Below are 18300 nucleotides of genomic sequence, written 5' to 3'. Positions count from 1 at the left end.
GAGAGAGGCGGCAGCGAGAGTGGAGGCTTACGCATTTATACTTGCGATATAACGATTGCAATTTAATGCAATTGTTATATCTAGGGGGAGGCAGGAACGGACCTGCCGCGCTGAGGAAACCCGCCATGACCCGCAACATCGGACCCGTCGACAAGGCCGTTCGCATCGTCCTCGGTCTCGTCCTGCTCTCGCTGATTTTCGTGCTGGAAGGCGATCTGCGCTGGGTCGGCCTTATCGGCGTCGTTCCGCTGCTGACCGCGCTGATGGGCAATTGCCCGCTTTATTCCGTGTTCGGCTTTTCCACCTGTCCGCTCGCCGGGCGCAAGTGAGGCCGGCCGATGCCGATTGACGTGAAGGAGCCCGCCATGACGAAAAATCCCGAAGTGACCGGGTTCTTCGATCCGCGCACCTGGTCGATCCAGTATGTCGTCGCCGATCCGGCGACGAAGAAGTGCGCGATTGTCGACCCGGTCTATGATTTCGACGAGAAGTCGGGCCAGACCTCCTCTCTCAATGCCGACCGCATTCTCGCTTTCGTGCGCGAACGTGGCTACGCGGTGGAGTGGATTCTCGACACTCACCCCCATGCCGACCATTTCTCCGCCGCGCACTATCTCAAGACGAAGACCGGCGCGCCGACGGCGATCGGCGAACGGGTGAAGGACGTGCAGAGGCTCTGGAAGGGCTTCTACAACTGGCCGGACTTTCCCGCCGACGGCTCGCAATGGGACCGGCTGTTCGCCGAGGGCGACACGTTCAAGGTCGGTGACGTCGACGCCCGGGTGATGTTCTCGCCCGGCCATACGCTGGCCTCCATCACCTATGTCATCGGCGATGCCGCTTTCGTCCACGACACGCTGTTCATGCCCGACAGCGGCACCGCGCGGGCGGATTTCCCCGGCGGCAGCGCTCGGGTGCTGTGGAAGTCGATCCAGGCCATTCTGGCGCTGCCGGACGAGACCCGCCTGTTCACCGGGCATGACTACCAGCCGGGCGGGCGCGAACCCTTGTGGGAATCCACTGTCGCCGAACAGAAGGCGGGTAACATCCACATGGCGCGCTGCCGGAACGAGGACGCCTTTGTCGCCATCCGCGAGGCGCGCGACCGCGGCCTCGCCATGCCGAAGCTGATCCTGCAGTCGCTGCAGATCAACACCAATGGTGGTCGGCTGCCAGTGCCGGAATCGAACGGGGTGCGTTATCTCAAGATCCCGCTCGACCTGCTCAAGGGCGCGGTGTGGGACTGATGCCATCCAGGGAAGACACGATGCTCAACACGCCCGCCGGCGAGATCGCCGACATGAAGGCCAGGGTGGGGGAGGCTTCGGCCTTTCTCAAGACCCTGTCCAACCCTGACCGGTTGATGGTCGCCTGCGCGCTGGTGCAGGGCGAGCGCTCGGTGCGCGAATTGGAGGATCTGCTCGGCATCCGCCAGCCCGGCCTGTCGCAGCAGATCGCCGGGCTGCGGGAAGCGGGGCTGATCGTCGGGCGCAAGGAGGGCAAGCAGGTCTTCTATCGCCTCGCCGACCCACGGGTGGAGACCTTCATCGCCACCATGCACGCCCTGTTCTGCGCCGCCCCCACAACGCCCGCGCACGACGTCGGGAGAGAGCCATGACTACGTTCACACCGCTGGCCTCCTTCATCGGCGGCGTCCTGATCGGGCTCAGCGCCGTGCTGCTGCTGCTGACGGAGGGGCGGATCGCCGGCATCAGCGGCATCGCCAGCCGGCTGTTTCCGCCCTATGGCGACAGGCTGTGGGCCGGGCGCCTCGCCTTCATTGTCGGTCTGGTCGCCGCGCCTCTGCTCTATGCCGCCGTGACCGGCGAAGGCGTGGTGCAGACCGTGTCGTCCAATCTCGTGCTGATGGCGGTGGCTGGCCTGCTGGTCGGCTTCGGCTCGGTATGGGGTTCGGGCTGCACGTCCGGCCATGGCGTGTGCGGGCTGGCGCGGCTGTCGCCGCGCTCCCTCATGGCCACAGGGGTGTTCATGGCGGCGGGCTTCGCCACCGTCTATGTCGCGCGCCATGTGATTGGAGGCTGAGGCGATGTCGATCCTCGTCAATCTCGCCCTCGGCCTGCTCTTCGGCGTCGGGCTCATCGTGTCCGGCATGAGCAACCCGGCCAAGGTGCTGAACTTCCTCGACCTCGCCGGCACGTTCGATCCCTCGCTCGCCTTCGTCATGGGTGGGGCGGTGCTGGTCGCCTTCATCGGCTTCCGGCTGGTGCTGGCGCGCGAGAGGCCGTTGCTGGCCCCGCGCTTCCAGCTGCCGACCCGTACCGATATCGACGCAAGGCTGATCGTCGGGCCGGCACTGTTCGGCATAGGATGGGGGCTGGGTGGTTTCTGCCCGGGCCCGGCCTTCACGGCGCTCAGCCTCGCGGCGCCGGGCACGCTGGCTTTCGTGCCCGCCATGCTTGCGGGCATGTGGGCGGCGCGGCTTCTCGCCGAGCGCAAGGTCTGACGAGCGTTTACCAGTGCCGGGGGAGTGCGCCATGCGGGAGAGCCGCGTTTTGCCGATTGTGCCGGTTTCCTTCTTCGGCATGGTGCTCGGCCTGTGCGGGCTGGGCGGAAGCTGGCGCGCGGCGCATCACATCTGGGGCGTGCCATCCTTCATCGGCGAGGCGGTCATGGCGACGGGCGCCCTCGTCTGGGCGGTGCTGCTGCTGCTCTATGTGCTGAAATGGGGGCTCGCCCGCCCGGCGGCGATTGCCGAACTCGGCCATCCCGTCCAGTCCGGCTTCGTCGGGCTCGCCGGCGTGGCGACACTGCTGGTCAGCATCGGCGCGGCGCCTTATGCGCGGGACGTAGCCGTCGTGCTCCTCCTGGCCGGTGCCGCCTTTACCGTAGGCTTCGGCATCTGGCGGACGGGCGATCTGTGGCGCGGCGAGCGCGATCCGGCGGCGGCGACGCCGGTGATGTATCTGCCGCTTGTGGCGGGCAGCTTTGTCACCGGTACCGCCTGCGGCGTGCTCGGCTTCCGCGACTGGGGGCAACTCGCCTTCGGCGCCGGCCTGTTCTCCTGGCTGGCGATGGAATCCGTTCTGCTGAACCGTTTCCAGCACGGAGCGGCGCTGGCGCCGGCGCAGCGGCCGACACTTGGCATCCAACTCGCCCCGCCCGTGGTTGGCGCTGTCACCAATCTCAGCCTGACCAATGGCGGACCGGATATGTTCGCCCGGGCGCTGCTTGGCTACGGGCTGCTGCAATTGCTGCTCATCGCCCGGCTGCTGCCGTGGATCCTGCGCCAGCCGCTATCGCCGGCTTATTGGGCTTTCACCTTCGGCCTTACCGCGCTGGCCACGGCGACGCTGCAATTGGTGGGACGCGGCGAGACGGGCGCCCTGGCGCTGCTGGCGCCCTTCCTGCTCGCCCTCGCCACTGGCGTGGTCACGCTCGCCTCCGCGCACAGCTTCTGGCAGCTATTGCGCGGCCGGCTGCTGCCCAAGCCCGCCTGAGCCCGCACATAAGCCGCCGCTGGACGGCGGGCGGGCAGAGGGCTAGACCGCTCGCATGCGGCCCGCGCTCCTCATCTTCGATTGCGACGGCGTTCTGATCGACAGCGAGGTGCTCGCTGCCCGCGCGCTGATCGACGCGCTCGCCTGTCACGGCATCGCCGTCGACCTGGCCTTCGTGGCGCGTCATTTCATCGGCCGTGCCCATACCGTCATCCGCGCCGAGGTGAGGGCGCGCTTCGGCACGGAGCTTGCCGCCTCCTTCGAGGATGACTACCGCCACCGCCTGCTGGCGTCCTTCGAGGCCGGGTTGCTGCCGATGCCGGGGGCGGTGGAGGCGCTGGCAGTGCTCAACGTCCCGTTCTGTCTTGCCACCTCGTCGAGCCCGCCGCGCCTTGCTGCCTCGCTGCGCCTCGTCGGCCTCGACGGGGTGTTCGCCGGCCGGGCCTTCACCGCCTCCGAGGTCGCGCGCGGCAAGCCAGCGCCGGACCTGTTTCTGCACGCCGCTGCGCGGATGGGCGCCGACCCCGCCGCCTGCGTGGTGGTGGAGGACAGCGCGGCCGGGGTGGCGGCCGGACTTGCCGCCGGCATGGAGGTTTGGCATTTCGTCGGCGGCGGCCATTTCGCCGCGATGGACATGCCGCTTCCCGACGGGGTAATTCCGCACCGACGTTTCGACAGCTTCGCGTCCCTCCGGGTGGCGAGGGCCGACCTTTTCCACGCGCCGGCCGGCGCGGCAGACGCGAACCGAGCATGACGAGCGACCTCGATGCACCGATTGACGACCAGGCCGCTCGTGCCGCCTGGCTCTATTATGTCGGCGGCCTGACTCAGGACCAGATCGCCGCCGAGATGGGGCTGTCGCGCCAGCGCGCGCAGCGCCTTGTCAGCCGGGCGGTCGGGGCGGGGCTCATCCATGTGCGGCTCAACCATCATCTCGCCCGTTGCGTCGAGTTGGAAGCGGCGCTGCGCGAACGTTTCGGCCTCGTGCGCTGCCGGGTGATGCCTGGCCTCGGCCCGTCGCGCGATCCCGTCCGCTCTATCGCCCCGGCGGCAGCGGAGGAGATGGAGCGCGTGCTGGCGGAGAGCGGTTCGCGCGTCATTGCGCTGGGCACGGGGCGGGCGCTGCGCGGCATGGTGGACGCGCTCGGCGCGGTGGAGGCGCCGCAGCACCGGCTCGTCTCGCTGCTCGGCAACATCGCGCTCGACGGCTCGGCCTCCTATTTTGAGGTCATCATGCGCCTCGCCGAGAAGGTGCGGGCGCCGCACTACCCGATGCCGGTGCCGGTGCTGGTCGATTCGGTTGAGGAGAACCGCACGCTCCAGTCGCTCGGCGCGGTGCGCAAGGTGCGGGAACTGGCGCAGGCGGCGGACGTGACCTTTGTCGGCGTCGGCCAGATGAGCGAGGACGCGCCGCTGATGACCGACGGCTTCCTCACCGCCGACGAACTGCACGAGATCCAGAACGCCGGTGCCGCCGGCGAGGTCGCCGGGTGGATCTATGATCGCCAGGGGCGCTATCTCGACCTCGCGCTCAATGCCCGTCTCACCGGCGTGCGGGTCGAGATCGCGACGCCGTCGCGGCCGGTGATCGGCATCGCCGCCGGCGCCGCCAAGATCGTCGCCCTGCGGGCGGCGCTGACCTCCGGCATCATCAACGGCCTCGTGACCGACGAGCCGACCGCTGCCGGGATTCTGGCCGGCTGAGCGGCGGGGCGTCCGCCGCGCATGTGCGCCACCTTCCGCATCGGCCGTGCGCCGAAGCGGCGGCGGGAACGCGCGCTAAGCAGCGTAAACTCCTGATATAATACCAGAATTTGCTAAGCTTCCGAAGGAAGGCGAACCGCCTTCTTCGCGGTTGCAGCATCGAAAACGCTTGACGCTCGCCGGGGTGCGCGTGAGTATTTGCCCATACGGCGATTATTTGCTCATAGAACGCCGAACGGGAGGACAGCCATGACCGTGACATTCCGCCCCCTCGCGGGCGCCTCGCTTTTGCTGGCCCTGATGGGTTCGGCCTCGGCGCAGACCACCATCACCGTCGCCACCGTGAACAATGGCGACATGATCCGCATGCAGCGCCTCACCCCCGAATTCAACGCCCTTCACCCCGACATCAAGGTCAATTGGGTGACGCTGGAAGAGAACGTGCTGCGCCAGCGCGTGACCACCGACATCGCCTCCAAGGGCGGCCAGTACGACGTGCTGACCATCGGCAATTACGAAGTGCCGATCTGGGCCAAGCAGGGCTGGCTCATGCCGCTGGAAAACCTCGGCGCCGATTATGATCAGGCGGACCTGTTGCCGCCGGTGGCCCAGGGCCTCACCGTCGACGGCAAGCTGCACGCTGTGCCCTTCTACGCCGAAAGCTCCATGCTGATGTACCGCACCGACCTTCTGGCGAAGGCGGGGCTGAAAATGCCGGAGAATCCCGATTGGGACTTCATCGCGGAGGCCGCCCAGAAGATGACCGACAAGAGCGCCGGCATCTATGGCATCTGCCTGCGCGGTAAGGCCGGCTGGGGCGAGAACATGGCGTTCCTCACCTCCATGAACAATTCCATGGGCGGCGCCTGGTTCGACATGGAGTGGAAGCCGCAGTTCAACGGCCCCGAGTGGAAGAAGACGCTCGACACCTATCTCAGCCTGATGAAGCAGTACGGCCCTCCCGGCGCTTCCTCCAACGGCTTCAACGAGAATCTCGCGCTGTTCCAGACCGGCAAGTGCGGCATGTGGATCGACGCCACGGTGGCGGCGTCCTTCATCTCCGACCCCAAGGAATCGCAGGTCGCCGACAAGGTGGGCTTCGCGCCCTCGCCGGTGCGCAAGGGTGGGTCCAACCACGGCAACTGGCTGTGGTCATGGAACCTCGCTGTTCCCGCGACCACGTCCAAGGCGGAAGCTGCCAAGACCTTCGTCGCCTGGGCGACCTCGCCGGCCTATATGAAGCTGGTGGCGGAGAAGGACGGCATCGCCAATGTGCCGCCGGGCACGCGCACCTCACTTTACAAGAACCCTGACTATCTCAAGGTCGCGCCCTTCGCGCAGATGACGCTGACCGCTATCGAGGCCGCCAACACCCAGAAGCCGTCCGACAAGCCGGTGCCCTATACGGGCGGTCAGTTTGTCGCCATTCCGGAGTTCCAGGCGATCGGCACGGCGGTGGGCCAGCAGTTCTCGGCCGCGCTTGCCGGCACCGCCACCGCCGACCAGGCGCTGGCCGCCGCGCAGGCGCTCACCAGCCGTGAGATGACCCGCGCCGGCTACCCCAAGAAGTAGACGCTCCCCGGGGCAGCCGCGCAGGCGGCGCCCCCGAAGGCCCGCCCGGCGCCCGCCCGCGCCGGGCTGTTTCCCGGCACGGCGCAGGTGTCTCCCGCTCCGGCGCCGTGTCGGGACCTCCCCCCGCAAGGGAGTTTTGCCCGGGCGCAAGCCTGAAGGGCACGGCGTCGGCGCGACAGGCGCCGCCCTCATCATTCGTTCCGCTTTCGAGCCCCCGGCGCGCGGCGCCGATGGCCGGCTCCGTCAAGGGAGGCCCCAGATGGCGACGCAAGCCTCGCGCATGGCCGGCCGGCTGATGCTGACCCCGGCGGTGCTGCTGCTGCTCCTGTGGATGATCGTGCCGTTGGGCATGACCATCTATTTCTCTTTCCTGCGCTTCAACCTGTTGATGCCGGGGACGGAAGAATTCACCGGCTTCGAAAACTATCATTACTTCTTCACCGACCCCGCGTTCTGGCCGGCGCTGGTGAACACGCTCACCCTCGTCCTCGGCGTGCTGGTCATCACCGTCGTCGGCGGCATCGCGCTAGCGGTGCTGCTCGACCAGCCGATGTGGGGGCAGGGGATCGTGCGCATCCTCGTCATCGCCCCGTTCTTCGTTATGCCGAGCGTTTCCGCGCTGGTGTGGAAGAACATGCTGATGAACCCAGTGAACGGGCTCTTTGCCGCGCTGGCCCGCGCGCTCGGCCTGCAACCCATCGACTTCTTCGCCACGGCGCCGCTCGCCTCCATCACCGCCATCGTCGCCTGGCAGTGGCTGCCTTTCGCGACGCTGATCCTGTTCACCGCGCTGCAGAGCCTCGACCGCGAGCAGATGGAAGCGGCCGAGATGGACGGGGCCGGCCCGGTCTGGCGCTTCGTCCACCTCACCTTGCCGCATCTGATGCGGGCGATGACGGTGGTGGTGCTGATCCAGACCATCTTCCTCCTGTCGGTCTTCGCCGAAATTCTCGTCACCACCAATGGCGGGCCGGGCACGGCGTCCACCACGCTGACCTTCCTCGTCTACATGCAGTCCATGCTGCAATTCGATGTCGGCCTCGGCTCGGCCGGCGGCATCGTCGCGGTTCTTCTCGCCAACATCGTCGCGATCTTCCTGATGCGGATGATCGGCAAGAATCTGGAGGCATGAGATGGCACGCGAGGTCTCGAAAGGCCGCAAGGCCGCCGTCACCCTTCTCGCCTGGGGCGTGGCGCTGCTGATCTTCTTCCCCATCCTGTGGACCTTCCTCACCTCGTTCAAGACCGAGGGCGAGGCGATCAATTCCCACCCGTCCTTCCTGTTCTTCGACTGGACGCTGGAAAACTACGAGACGGTGAACCAGCGCTCGGATTACCTCGCGCATTTCTGGAACTCGGTGGTGATCTCGCTCGGCTCGACCGTGCTCGGCCTCGTCATCGCCGTGCCGGCGGCGTGGTCCATGGCCTTCGTGCCGGGCAAGCGCACCAAGGACCTCTTGATGTGGATGCTGTCCACCAAGATGCTGCCGGCGGTGGGCGTGCTGGTGCCGCTCTATCTGCTCGCACGCGACACCGGGCTGCTGGACACCAAGACCGGCCTCGTCATCGTGCTCACCCTGGTGAACCTGCCGATCATCGTCTGGATGCTCTACACCTACTTCAAGGAAATCCCCGGCGAGATACTGGAAGCGGCGCGTATGGACGGGGCCACCCTGTCCTCGGAAATCCTCTATGTGCTGACGCCCATGGCGGTGCCGGGCATCGCCTCGACGCTGCTGCTCAACGTCATCCTCGCCTGGAATGAGAGCTTCTGGACGCTGAACCTGACGGCGGCCAATGCCGCGCCGCTCACCGCTTTCATCGCCAGCTATTCGAGCCCCGAGGGGCTGTTCTACGCCAAGCTGTCCGCGGCCAGCACCATGGCCATCGCGCCCATCATGATCCTGGGCTGGTTCAGCCAGAAGCAGCTCGTGCGCGGGCTAACCTTCGGCGCCGTGAAATAGGGAGAGACTTATGGGCGAGATCGTTCTTTCCGAGGTCCGCAAGTCCTTTGGCGGCGTCTCCATCATCCAGGGGATCGACCTCGTTATCCCCGATGGCGAGTTCGTGGTGTTCGTCGGCCCCTCGGGCTGCGGCAAGTCCACCTTGCTGCGCCTGATCGCCGGGTTGGAGGACACGTCGTCCGGCACCATTTCCATCGATGGCAAGGACGCAACCAAGCTGCCGCCGGCGCGGCGCGGCCTTGCCATGGTGTTCCAGAGCTACGCGCTCTATCCGCATATGAGCGTGCGCAAGAACATCGCCTTCCCGCTGCGCATGGCCGGGGTTTCCGCCGAGGAGCAGGAACGCAAGGTGCAGGCGGCGGCGAAGGTGCTGAACCTCACCCCCTATCTCGACCGCAAGCCGAGCCAGCTTTCCGGCGGCCAGCGCCAGCGCGTCGCCATCGGCCGCGCCATCGTGCGCGAGCCGGCGGCGTTCCTGTTCGACGAGCCACTGTCCAATCTCGACGCGGCGTTGCGTGTCTCGATGCGGCAGGAAATCTCCGAACTGCACCACACACTCAAGACCACGATGATCTACGTCACCCACGACCAGGTGGAGGCCATGACCATGGCCGATCGCATCGTGGTGCTGAATGCCGGCCGCATCGAGCAGGTCGGCAGCCCGCTCGAACTCTACCGTTCCCCCGCCAACCTGTTCGTCGCCGGCTTCATCGGCAGCCCGAAGATGAACCTGATCGAGGGAGCCGAGGCGCAGAAGCATGGCGCGCACACGCTCGGCATCCGCCCCGAGCACATCGACCTCGCCGGGGACGGGCCGTGGAAGGGCACGGTCGGCCTGTGCGAGCATCTCGGCTCCGACACTTTCCTGAAAGTCGAGGTCGAAGGCGTCGGCCAGATCAATGTCCGCGTGGGCGGCGACGTGCCGCTGCGCCATGGCGCGCGGGTGAGCCTCGCCCCGCAGGCCGACAAGCTCCACCGCTTCGATACGGCGGGCAAGGCGCTGGTGCCGGCCGGCTGACCCCCGCCGCCTGCGTCCCGAGATTACGGCCGTTCACCGGCCGCGCCTTCAACGTCGCCTGCCTGAGCGGTGCGACAACCGGAAGACCTGAGACATGACGACCCCTGCCCATCCGTCCGCCCCCGCGCTCCCCGCCTATGACCGCACCCGCCTGACGCCGGGCATCGTCCATATCGGCCTCGGCAATTTCCACCGCGCCCATCAGGCGGTCTATCTCGACGATCTTTTCGCCCTCGGCGAGGGGCATGATTGGGCGATCATCGGCGCCGGGGTGCGCCCGGCGGATGCGGCGATGCGCGACGCGCTGAAGGCGCAGGACTGCCTGTCCACGGTGATCGAACTCGATCCCACCGGGCGGCGGGCCCGGCGCATTGGTGCGATGATCGATTTTCTGCCCGTGGAGCGTGGCAATGGGGCGCTCATCGCCGCCATGGCGCGGCCGGAAATCCGCATCGTCAGCCTCACCGTGACCGAGGGCGGCTATTTCATGGATTCCGCCGGCCGGCTCGACACCGGCGCGCCGGATATCCAGGCCGACGCCGCCAGCCCCGACGCGCCGGAGACGGCGTTCGGCGCCATTCTCGCTGCCTTGAAGCGGCGCCGCGCGGCCGGCGTGCCGCCCTTCACCGTGATGTCCTGCGACAACCTTCCCGGCAACGGCCATGTGACGCAGCAGGTGGTGGTGGGGCTGGCGCGGCTGTCCGACCCCGACTTCGCCACCTGGGTCGAGGCCAATGTCGCCTTTCCCAATGGCATGGTGGATCGTATCACCCCCGCCACCGGCGCGCGCGAGCGGGCCATGGCGGCGGCCTTTGGGCTCGACGATCCGGTGCCTGTCACCTGCGAGCCGTTCCGGCAATGGGTGCTGGAAGACCATTTCCCCGCCGGTCGCCCGGCACTGGAAAAGGTCGGTGTGGTCTTCACCGAGCAGGTGCACGCCTATGAGGCGATGAAGATCCGTATCCTCAATGGCGGCCACGCCATCATCGCCTATCCCGGCGGGCTGATGGATGTCGATCTCGTGCATGAGGCGATGGAAGAGCCGCTCATCTCCGCCTTCCTCGACAAGGTCGAGCGCGAGGAGATCATCCCCATCGTTCCCCCGGTGCCGGACACCGATCTCCACGACTATTACGCCGTCATCCGCGAGCGCTTCGCCAACCCGGAAGTGGCGGACACGGTGCGCCGCCTCTGCCTCGATGGCTCCAACCGCCAGCCCAAATTCATCGTCCCCTCGATCCGCGACAATCGCGCCGCCGGACGGCTGCCGCTGGGGTTGATTCTCGAATCCGCCCTGTGGTGCCGCTACTGCGCCGGGACGAGCGACGCCGGCACGGCGATCGCGCCGAACGATCCCAACTGGGGCGAACTGACGGTTCGCGCGCAACTGGCCAAGGATGATCCGGCGGTCTGGCTCGCCATGAGCGAGGTCTATGGCGATCTCGGCAGCGACCCGGAGGTCGTGGTGGCTTTCGCGCAGGCGCTGCGCGCGCTATGGGCGAAGGGCGCCCGCGCGGTCCTCACCGACTATCTCGCGGGCTGAGGCCGAACGTTCGAGAGGTTACCCATGTCCGCGCCCCTTCTGCCCGCCGCGCCGGTTCTGCTTTGCGCCGGCGAGGCGCTGATCGACATGGTGCCGCGCCCGACACCGGAGGGGCAGGCCTTCCTGCCGCTGCCGGGCGGGGCGGTGTTCAACACCGCCATCGCGGCGGCCCGGCTCGGGGTGCCGACCCGGTTCTGGTACGGGCTGTCCAGCGACATGTTCGGGCAGCAGCTGCGCGCCGCCCTTGCCGATGCCGGCGCCGATGCCAGCCTGTGCCCGCCGATCGACCGGCCCTCGACGCTTGCCTTCGTGACGCTGGTGGAAGGGCAGGCGCGCTATCTCTTTCTCGATGAGAACACGGCCGGCCGCCTGCTCACCCCGGCCGACCTTCCCGATCTGCCGGACGAGGTCGGCCTGCTGTTCTTCGGCGGCATCAGCCTGGTGAACGAGCCGGTCGGTTCGGCCATGGAGGCGCTGGCGGCGCGCACGGCGGGCGACGGGCAGGGGCGGCTGATCATGCTCGACCCCAATATCCGCCCCGGTTTCATCCGCGACGAGGTGGCCTATCGCGCCCGCCTGTTCCGCCTCATCGCGCTCAGTCATGTGGTGAAGCTGTCCGACGAAGACCTGTTCTGGCTGACCGGGCCGGGCGAGATCGCGACCCAGGCCGAACGCATCCGCGCCATGGGGCCGCGCCTCGTGCTCATCACGCTGGGGGCGAAGGGCGCCCGCGGCTTTGCCGAAGGGATCGATATAGCCGTGCCGGGTGAAACGGTGACGGTGGCCGACACGGTGGGAGCCGGCGACACCTTCAACGCCGCCTTCCTCTGCGCGCTGGTCGAGCGCGGGCGGGCGGCGCCGCCGGCGCTGGCTGACCTCTCCGCCGAGGTGCTGGAGGAGGCGCTGGGCTTTGCGGTGAAGGCGGCCGCGCTTTCGGTGACGCGCGTCGGCGCCAACCCGCCCTGGCGCCAAGAGGTTGTCGAGGAGCGCTGAACGGCCGGAACTCTCCGGAACCCCCAGCCGCGGGCCGCGTTGGCCCGGACAGGCAAATGGGAGGAGAGTTCCATGACCCCCAGCCAGACCCCTATCGGCCAAGCGAATTTCGCCGTCATCGATCCCAATACGCCCGGCACGCCGGGCGTTCCGCCGATGCCGGACGTTCAGCCGGTTCCGGACGTGAACCCGACCCCCGATCCGGCGCCGATCCACGATCCCGTGCAGCCGCCGGTGCACGACCCCGACGTTCCCGGCATTCGCGATCCGATCCCCCCTGACGTGAGCGACCCGTGGCCGGCGCCACCCCCGCCGCGCCGCGCTGGCGCTTCCAGCATCGTCATCGCCGCCACACCGCCGCGCGAGCCGCCGTCGGATCGGCCCGAACCCGGCATTGACGAGCCGACACTGCCGCCCGACCAGGACCCCGACATCACCCCGGAGGTGGAGGAGCCGCTCGACGAGCCGAGTGCTCCGCCTATGGACCTGCCGCCACGCGACCCGGTGCCGGCGCCGATGTGATGGCAGCGGGTCCTGCCGTTCTGGCGAGCGGCGGGAACGACATTCCGGGCGGCGTGTTGGTTAAGTAGAGCACGCCCGGAACGGGCTGCCCGCGGGTTACCGTTACCATAGGTTGCCCATTTTACCTTTCCGCAAGGAGGAAATGACCATGGGTCTGTTTTCGAAGGACATCAAAACGATGGACGATCTCTTCGTCCACACCCTGCGCGATATCTATTATGCGGAGAAGAAGATCGCGTCGTCTCTGCCCAACATGATCGAGAAGGCGACCGATCCGCAGCTCAAGGCCGGCTTCAAGCAGCATCTGTCGGAAACCGAGGGGCACATCCTGCGTGTCGAGGAAGTGTTCAAGATGCACGGCGTGGAAGCCAAGGCGGTCACCTGCCCGGCCATCGACGGCATCATTGATGAGGCCGAGGAGGTCTCGGGCGAAGTGGCGGACAAGCAGGTTCTGGACGCCGCGCTGATCGCGGCGGCGCAGGCGGTGGAGCACTATGAAATGACCCGCTACGGCACGCTCATTGCCTGGGCCAAGCTGCTGGGGCGGCCGGACTGCGCCAGCGTGCTCGCGAAGAATCTCGACGAGGAAAAGAGCACCGATGCCAAGCTGACCAAGCTGGCAGAGGCCCGCGTCAATCTTCACGCCGCCGAGTAGCCGGCGCTCCCGCCTAGCTGGTGGGGGACCGAACGGAGGAGGTATGTCATGCCTGCCAAATCCAAAGCACAGCAGAAGGCCGCCGGCGCGGCGCTCTCCGCCAAGCGCGGCGAGACGAAGAAGAGCGACCTGAAAGGTGCGTCGAAGTCGATGGAGAAATCCATGACCGAGAAGCAGCTCGACGAACTCGCCAGCACCAAGCGCAAGGGCAAGCCCGAACACGCTTGACGCCGGAGCGAGAACACGGATGGCGGCGGGGGGGAACCTCGCCGCCATCGGTGCGTTTCATCGCCGCTTGAAGCGAAAGATGGGTGCCCCTATGCGTTCGACGGGCGGAAAGCCGAAGCGTTCGTTTTTCACCCGTTTCTCGCAATGGGTCGCGGCCCAGGCCGGAAAGCCGGCGGTGTTCGCGGCGGCGGCCGGGCTGATTGTACTATGGGGCCTTACGGGCCCGCTCGTCGGCTTCGGCGACACCTGGCAGCTGATCATCAACACATCGACCACCATCATCACCTTCCTGATGGTCTTCGTGATCCAGAACAGCCAGAACCGCGACACGGCGGCGCTTCACATCAAGATCGACGAGTTGATCGCCCGCACCAAGGGCGCGCGTCATGTGTTGCTTGACCTCGAGGAGCTGGACGACACCACCCTAGAGAAAATCCGCGCCGATTACGAGGAACTGGCCCGCCGCGCCCGCGAAGAGGGGGAAAGCGAGCGCGGGGACGCTTCCGCGCCCCCGGCCGCGTAGCGGGCGCCGACTCAGCCCTTGCTCTCTTTCTTGGCTGCGCGCGGGCGATTGGTGAAGCGCGCATTGCCAAGCCCCGTGCCGATGGTCAGCACGCCCCAATGCGTCACGTCCTGCATGAACGGCACTTCGCTCAATCCCTGCACCACGGCGTCATTATGCATCACCACGGTGGTCTCATTGCCGCCGATGGCGGGGATCGCCTCCCACAGCGCCGCAGGCAGGTTAAAGCGCGAACTCTGCCAATTGCCGGGCAGGTTCTGGGCGCCGTTCTCGATCGACCCATCGCCGTCGATGGAGCCGGGACATCCAACGCCGATGAAGGGGGCGAGCTTCAGCTCGTGCTTCTCGGCGTCGGCGATGAGCGTCTCCAGCATGGAGACCAGCTTTCCCACCGCTTCCTCGCGACCGGGATCTTCATCGCCATGGCGCCAGAGCTCGAAGCCGCGCACCCGCGCTTTCGACAGATCGTCATGCTTGTCGAGGTTCAGCTTGACGATGCCGCAGCGTATATTGGTGCCGCCGATGTCGACGGCGAGAATATGGTCGAAGCTGGCGAACATCCAGCTAGGCGCGAGATGAGCCGCCCCGAGAAGCCCTGCCTCGTCGGGATCGTTGCGGATGGGGCGCATCTCGATCGTCAGGCCGGCTTCACGCGCCAGCAATTCGGTCCGCGCCACCGCGATTTCGGCGAAGCGCCCCGCCTTGAGCCCACCGCCGATAACGATCCGCTGCGTGTCGCGCCATTCCTTGGTGCGCATGAAGCGCCGCACCACGGCGAAAAGCTGCTGCGCATATTCCTCGATGGCGCTGTGGATGATCGCCTGCTCGTGCGGCTTGCCTTCGCGCAGCGCCTCATCGATCGCCGATTTCGACAATTCAGCCGTCGGCGTTTCGCCGAGCACCGACAGCTTCCTGTCACCGAGGTCGCGCCAACGGTCGAATATCTCGAAAAAGGCGGCCCGCCGCGCGCGGTCGCCGACAAAGCCGTCGTCGTCGCGCAGCTGGGCGTTGAAGGCGTCGACGGTTACGCCGGTGAGCGTCGCGGCGCCGTGCACCGCGACATTGGGCGGAACCTGCGGCGGGGTCTCCGCCGTCGCCTTGCGTGCTGCCGATTTGGCCATGGATATCGCTCCCCGTCTGTCCCGTCCTGTTCGGACGAGAACGGCGGACGGGGAGGGGACGTTCCATCGCGACACGCGGAAAGCGCGCCGGTCAGCTCCGCTTGCGGCGGCCAGCGGGCGCCGGGGCGGCCGGGGCCGGCTTCGGCGCGACCGGCGCGGGCGTTTCGGCCGGCTTTGTCTTGGTGGCCTTGGCGCGGGCGGGCTTCGGTGCCGCCGTCACGGCTGCCGGCGCCGGGGCGCTCGCCTTGGCCTTGGCGCGGCTCGGCTTCGGCGCCGCTTCGAGATCGGCCGCAGCGGCCTCCACCTCGGGCTCCGCCCGGATTTCGACGCTGGCCACGGGCGCGGCGTCCTCCTGAAGGACGATTTCAACCGCCCGGAACCAGTGTTCGCCGTCCCGCCCGTGCGGATAGCCGTCTTGTTCCCACAGCCGGTAGGCCCACTCCCGGATACGCTGTTCTCGATCGTTCATGTCGTCTCCCGCGTCAGACTGGTGTCAGCGTGAACCCTCAGCGCCTGCTTCGCTATCGCAAAGGTGTCGCAGGGGTATGAAAAGCGGAAGACGGAAGATGACGTAGGCGCTTCACGTTGCGGCGACGCGGCCGACCGCGCCGCCCTTTCTCAGTCGCGCAGGCTGCGATAGGCGCCCTGCAGCCTCTCAAAGGCATGGAAGCGGCGTTCGTGCCAGTCGCGCGTCGCCGGGCTGGGGGAATAGACTACCTCGATCTCGGACATGGCCGACATCGCCCCGGCAAAGCTGTCATAGCGACCGGCGGCGACGGCGCCGAGAATCGCCGAGCCGAGCAGCACCGGCTCCGGCGCCACTGTGGCGGCGATGTCCACCTGCGCCGCATCCGCCAGCACCTGGCGCACCAGCGCGCTCTGGCCGGCCCCGCCGGAGATGACGACCATCTGCGTGCGCGCGCCCTTGGCGGCCTGCGCGTCGAGGATCTGCCGCAGCCCGTATCCGATGCCGGCGAGTCCCGCCATATAGAGGCCGACGAGGCTCTCCAGCCCCTCATCCATGCCGAGCCCGGCAACCATTCCGCGCGCCAGATGGTCGGCGAAGGGGGCGCGATTGCCGAGGAATTCCGGCACCACATGCAGCGTGCCGACGAGCGGGGCAATGGCGCCGGCCCCTCCCGCCGCCTCGGCACGCCGGGCCAGCCAAACGTTGAGGCTCTGCCCCGCCGCCCGCGCCAGCTCGGCGGCCTGCGGCGCGGCGGGATGCAGGCGCACCAGCCGGTCGATGGCGGCGCCGGCGGCGGACTGTCCGCCCTCATTGAGCCAGAAATCCGGCACCATGGCGGAGTAATACGGTCCCCACACGCCCGGCACGAAGGCCGGCTCGCGCGTGGTCAGCAGGGTGCAGGCGGAGGTGCCGAAGACATAGGCCATGCGGCTGAGCACGTCGCCGCTGCCGCCGCGCGCACCCACTGTGCCGATGCCGCCGGCATGAGCGTCGATCAGCCCCGCCGCCACGGCGGTGCCCGGTGCGAGGCCGAGTTCGTTTGCCGCCTCAACCGTCAGCCCGGCACCGAGCGGCGTACCGGCGGCGACGATCTCGGTCCCGATCCGGGCAAATCCTTCATCGGCCAGCGCACCAAGGCCGATCTTGCGGAAATAGCTCTCGTCCCAGCGCTGTTCGTGGGCGAGATAGGTCCATTTGCAGGTGACCGTGCAGACCGAGCGGGCAAGGCTGCCGGTGGCCTTCCAGGTGAGGAAATCGGCGAGGTCGAGGAACTGCCAGGCGCCGGCGAAGGTGGCGGGGAGTTCCTCGCTCAGCCACAGCAGCTTGGGCGTCTCCATTTCCGGCGAAATGGTGCCGCCGACATAATCCAGCACCGGGCTGCCGAGCGCGTTGATGCGGTCGGCCTGGCCGGTGGCGCGGTGGTCCATCCAGACGATGATGTTGCGGGCGGGATCGCCATGCTTGCCCACGGGCAGGAGGCGCCCCTCCGGACCCAGCACCACCAGCGAGCAGGTGGCGTCGAAGCCGATGCCGGCAATATCTCCCCGCGCAAGCCCGGCGGCCTCGCGCGCTTCCCGGACGCAGGCGCAGACACAGGCCCAGATATCGTCGCTCGACTGCTCGACGATATCACCCGTGTCCTTCCACATGCGGATGTCGCGCTTTGCAACGGCAAGCTGCCGCCCGTCCGCATCGAAAATGCCGGCGCGCACGCTGCCCGTGCCGACATCGATTCCCGCGAAGCATCCGCCCATGGCCTAGAGGTCCGTTCCGTTCGGCACGATCACCAGATCGCGTATGGTCACATTACGCGGGCGTGTCAGCATGAAGATGACGCAGTCCGCCACTTCCTTTGCTTCCATCAGCGCCCCGGAGGCAAGGGCCTCGTCGAGCTTGGCCTGTGGCCAGTCCTTGATGAGGGCGGTGACGACGGGCCCGGGAAGAACCGCGCCGACGCGGATGCCGTGCTTGGCCACCTGCCGGCGCGTGGTGTGGACGAAGGCCTGCACGGCGAATTTCGAGGCGGTGTAGATCGGCTCCCACACCACGGGCACGACGCCGGCGATGGAAGAAGTGAACAGCACGTCGCCGCTCCCACGCTCCACCATATGTGGCAGCACCGCCTGCACGGTGCGGAAGGCGGCATTGATGTTGAGGTTCAGCACCCGGTCCCACACGTCGGGGTCGCCTTCCACCACATCGCCGCCGATATAGGCGCCGGCATTGGCGTGGAAGATGTCGAGCCGGCCGCATTTTTCCAGGATCTGCGGCAGCATGGTGGCGACGCTCGCGGGATCGAGCAGGTCGACCACGACCGGCACCGCCTTCGGGCCGAGCTCAGCGCACAGCGCGGTGAGCGTGTCGGCGGCGCGGTCGACAAGGGCGACGGTGGCGCCCTCGCCGAGCATGGCGCGGGCGCATTCGAGGCCGATGCCCGACGCCGCGCCGGTTATGGCGGCCACCTTGCCTTCAAGCCGGTTTGCCATGGGGAAACTCCGATGGGTTGTTATTAGCCACTCGCGGCACCGTC

The 18300-nt window shown here is 67.5% G+C and carries 22 protein-coding genes; 18 read left to right on the top strand and 4 right to left on the bottom strand.

Annotation, left to right across the window (positions count from 1 at the left end; translation table 11 throughout):
* Positions 1-125 precede the first annotated feature (125 nt).
* The 18 genes from K9D25_RS19890 to K9D25_RS19805 all read left to right on the top strand — a co-directional run bounded on the left by K9D25_RS19890 (position 126) and on the right by K9D25_RS19805 (position 14180).
* On the top strand, positions 126-329 hold the full coding sequence (locus tag K9D25_RS19890; protein ID WP_244377682.1) for a YgaP family membrane protein: 204 nt from the start codon (positions 126-128) through the stop codon (positions 327-329).
* Positions 330-365: 36 nt separating this feature from the next.
* Complete coding sequence (locus K9D25_RS19885) at positions 366-1247, top strand: MBL fold metallo-hydrolase (protein ID WP_244377680.1); 882 nt, start codon at positions 366-368, stop codon at positions 1245-1247.
* 20 nt (positions 1248-1267) lie between these two features.
* Entirely contained in the window at positions 1268-1618 is a 351-nt protein-coding gene (locus tag K9D25_RS19880) for an ArsR/SmtB family transcription factor (RefSeq protein ID WP_244377678.1), read from the top strand.
* A complete protein-coding gene (locus K9D25_RS19875; protein ID WP_244377676.1) occupies positions 1615-2043 on the top strand; it encodes a YeeE/YedE family protein in 429 nt (142 codons plus the stop codon). The genes K9D25_RS19880 and K9D25_RS19875 overlap by 4 nt, the downstream gene beginning before the upstream one ends.
* 4 nt (positions 2044-2047) lie before the next feature.
* Positions 2048-2464: a DUF6691 family protein gene (locus K9D25_RS19870; RefSeq protein ID WP_244377674.1), complete on the top strand. Its 417-nt coding sequence runs from the start codon at positions 2048-2050 to the stop codon at positions 2462-2464.
* Positions 2465-2495: 31 nt separating this feature from the next.
* On the top strand, positions 2496-3458 hold the full coding sequence (gene tehA, locus K9D25_RS19865) for a dicarboxylate transporter/tellurite-resistance protein TehA (RefSeq protein ID WP_244377672.1): 963 nt from the start codon (positions 2496-2498) through the stop codon (positions 3456-3458).
* Positions 3459-3513: 55 nt separating this feature from the next.
* Positions 3514-4212: an HAD-IA family hydrolase gene (locus K9D25_RS19860; protein ID WP_244377670.1), complete on the top strand. Its 699-nt coding sequence runs from the start codon at positions 3514-3516 to the stop codon at positions 4210-4212.
* The gene (locus tag K9D25_RS19855) at positions 4209-5162 is read left to right on the top strand and encodes a sugar-binding transcriptional regulator (RefSeq protein WP_244377668.1); all 954 of its coding nucleotides are present in this window, start codon (positions 4209-4211) and stop codon (positions 5160-5162) included. The genes K9D25_RS19860 and K9D25_RS19855 overlap by 4 nt, the downstream gene beginning before the upstream one ends.
* Before the next feature lie 255 nt (positions 5163-5417).
* Positions 5418-6734: an ABC transporter substrate-binding protein gene (locus tag K9D25_RS19850; protein WP_432207961.1), complete on the top strand. Its 1317-nt coding sequence runs from the start codon at positions 5418-5420 to the stop codon at positions 6732-6734.
* A gap of 259 nt (positions 6735-6993) precedes the next feature.
* Positions 6994-7866: a carbohydrate ABC transporter permease gene (locus tag K9D25_RS19845; RefSeq protein ID WP_244377664.1), complete on the top strand. Its 873-nt coding sequence runs from the start codon at positions 6994-6996 to the stop codon at positions 7864-7866.
* Between the two features lies 1 nt (position 7867).
* Positions 7868-8698 carry a carbohydrate ABC transporter permease gene (locus K9D25_RS19840; RefSeq protein WP_244377662.1) on the top strand — a complete coding sequence of 277 codons (831 nt, stop codon included), beginning with the start codon at positions 7868-7870 and terminating at the stop codon, positions 8696-8698.
* A gap of 10 nt (positions 8699-8708) precedes the next feature.
* Positions 8709-9716 carry an ABC transporter ATP-binding protein gene (locus K9D25_RS19835; protein ID WP_244377660.1) on the top strand — a complete coding sequence of 336 codons (1008 nt, stop codon included), beginning with the start codon at positions 8709-8711 and terminating at the stop codon, positions 9714-9716.
* Positions 9717-9810: 94 nt separating this feature from the next.
* Positions 9811-11259 carry a mannitol dehydrogenase family protein gene (locus K9D25_RS19830; protein ID WP_244377658.1) on the top strand — a complete coding sequence of 483 codons (1449 nt, stop codon included), beginning with the start codon at positions 9811-9813 and terminating at the stop codon, positions 11257-11259.
* 24 nt (positions 11260-11283) lie between these two features.
* Positions 11284-12252: a carbohydrate kinase family protein gene (locus tag K9D25_RS19825; RefSeq protein ID WP_244377656.1), complete on the top strand. Its 969-nt coding sequence runs from the start codon at positions 11284-11286 to the stop codon at positions 12250-12252.
* 72 nt (positions 12253-12324) lie between these two features.
* Positions 12325-12774 (top strand): hypothetical protein, encoded by a 450-nt coding sequence (locus tag K9D25_RS19820; protein WP_244377654.1) that lies wholly within the window; start codon positions 12325-12327, stop codon positions 12772-12774.
* A 148-nt stretch (positions 12775-12922) separates the two neighbouring features.
* Positions 12923-13429 (top strand): ferritin-like domain-containing protein, encoded by a 507-nt coding sequence (locus tag K9D25_RS19815; protein WP_244377652.1) that lies wholly within the window; start codon positions 12923-12925, stop codon positions 13427-13429.
* 48 nt (positions 13430-13477) lie between these two features.
* A complete protein-coding gene (locus K9D25_RS19810) occupies positions 13478-13657 on the top strand; it encodes a DUF3008 family protein (RefSeq protein WP_244377650.1) in 180 nt (59 codons plus the stop codon).
* Between the two features lie 91 nt (positions 13658-13748).
* Complete coding sequence (locus K9D25_RS19805) at positions 13749-14180, top strand: low affinity iron permease family protein (RefSeq protein WP_244377648.1); 432 nt, start codon at positions 13749-13751, stop codon at positions 14178-14180.
* 11 nt (positions 14181-14191) lie between these two features.
* Here the strand turns inward: K9D25_RS19805 and K9D25_RS19800 are convergent, their stop codons facing one another.
* From K9D25_RS19800 to K9D25_RS19785, 4 genes are all read right to left on the bottom strand, one after another.
* Positions 14192-15301, bottom strand: a complete 1110-nt coding sequence (locus K9D25_RS19800; protein WP_244377646.1) for an ROK family protein — start codon at positions 15299-15301, stop codon at positions 14192-14194.
* Positions 15302-15392: 91 nt separating this feature from the next.
* On the bottom strand, positions 15393-15770 hold the full coding sequence (locus K9D25_RS19795) for a DUF2934 domain-containing protein (protein WP_244377644.1): 378 nt from the start codon (positions 15768-15770) through the stop codon (positions 15393-15395).
* A gap of 149 nt (positions 15771-15919) precedes the next feature.
* Positions 15920-17524: an FGGY-family carbohydrate kinase gene (locus K9D25_RS19790; RefSeq protein WP_244377642.1), complete on the bottom strand. Its 1605-nt coding sequence runs from the start codon at positions 17522-17524 to the stop codon at positions 15920-15922.
* Between the two features lie 3 nt (positions 17525-17527).
* Positions 17528-18256, bottom strand: coding sequence for an SDR family oxidoreductase (locus K9D25_RS19785; protein ID WP_244377640.1), 729 nt, complete (start codon positions 18254-18256; stop codon positions 17528-17530).
* Between the last annotated feature and the right edge of the window lie 44 nt (positions 18257-18300).

The sequence above is a fragment of the Ancylobacter polymorphus genome (genome assembly GCF_022836935.1).
In the GTDB taxonomy this organism is placed as follows: domain Bacteria; phylum Pseudomonadota; class Alphaproteobacteria; order Rhizobiales; family Xanthobacteraceae; genus Ancylobacter; species Ancylobacter polymorphus_A.
This window is presented reverse-complemented; position numbering and strand designations above follow the sequence as displayed.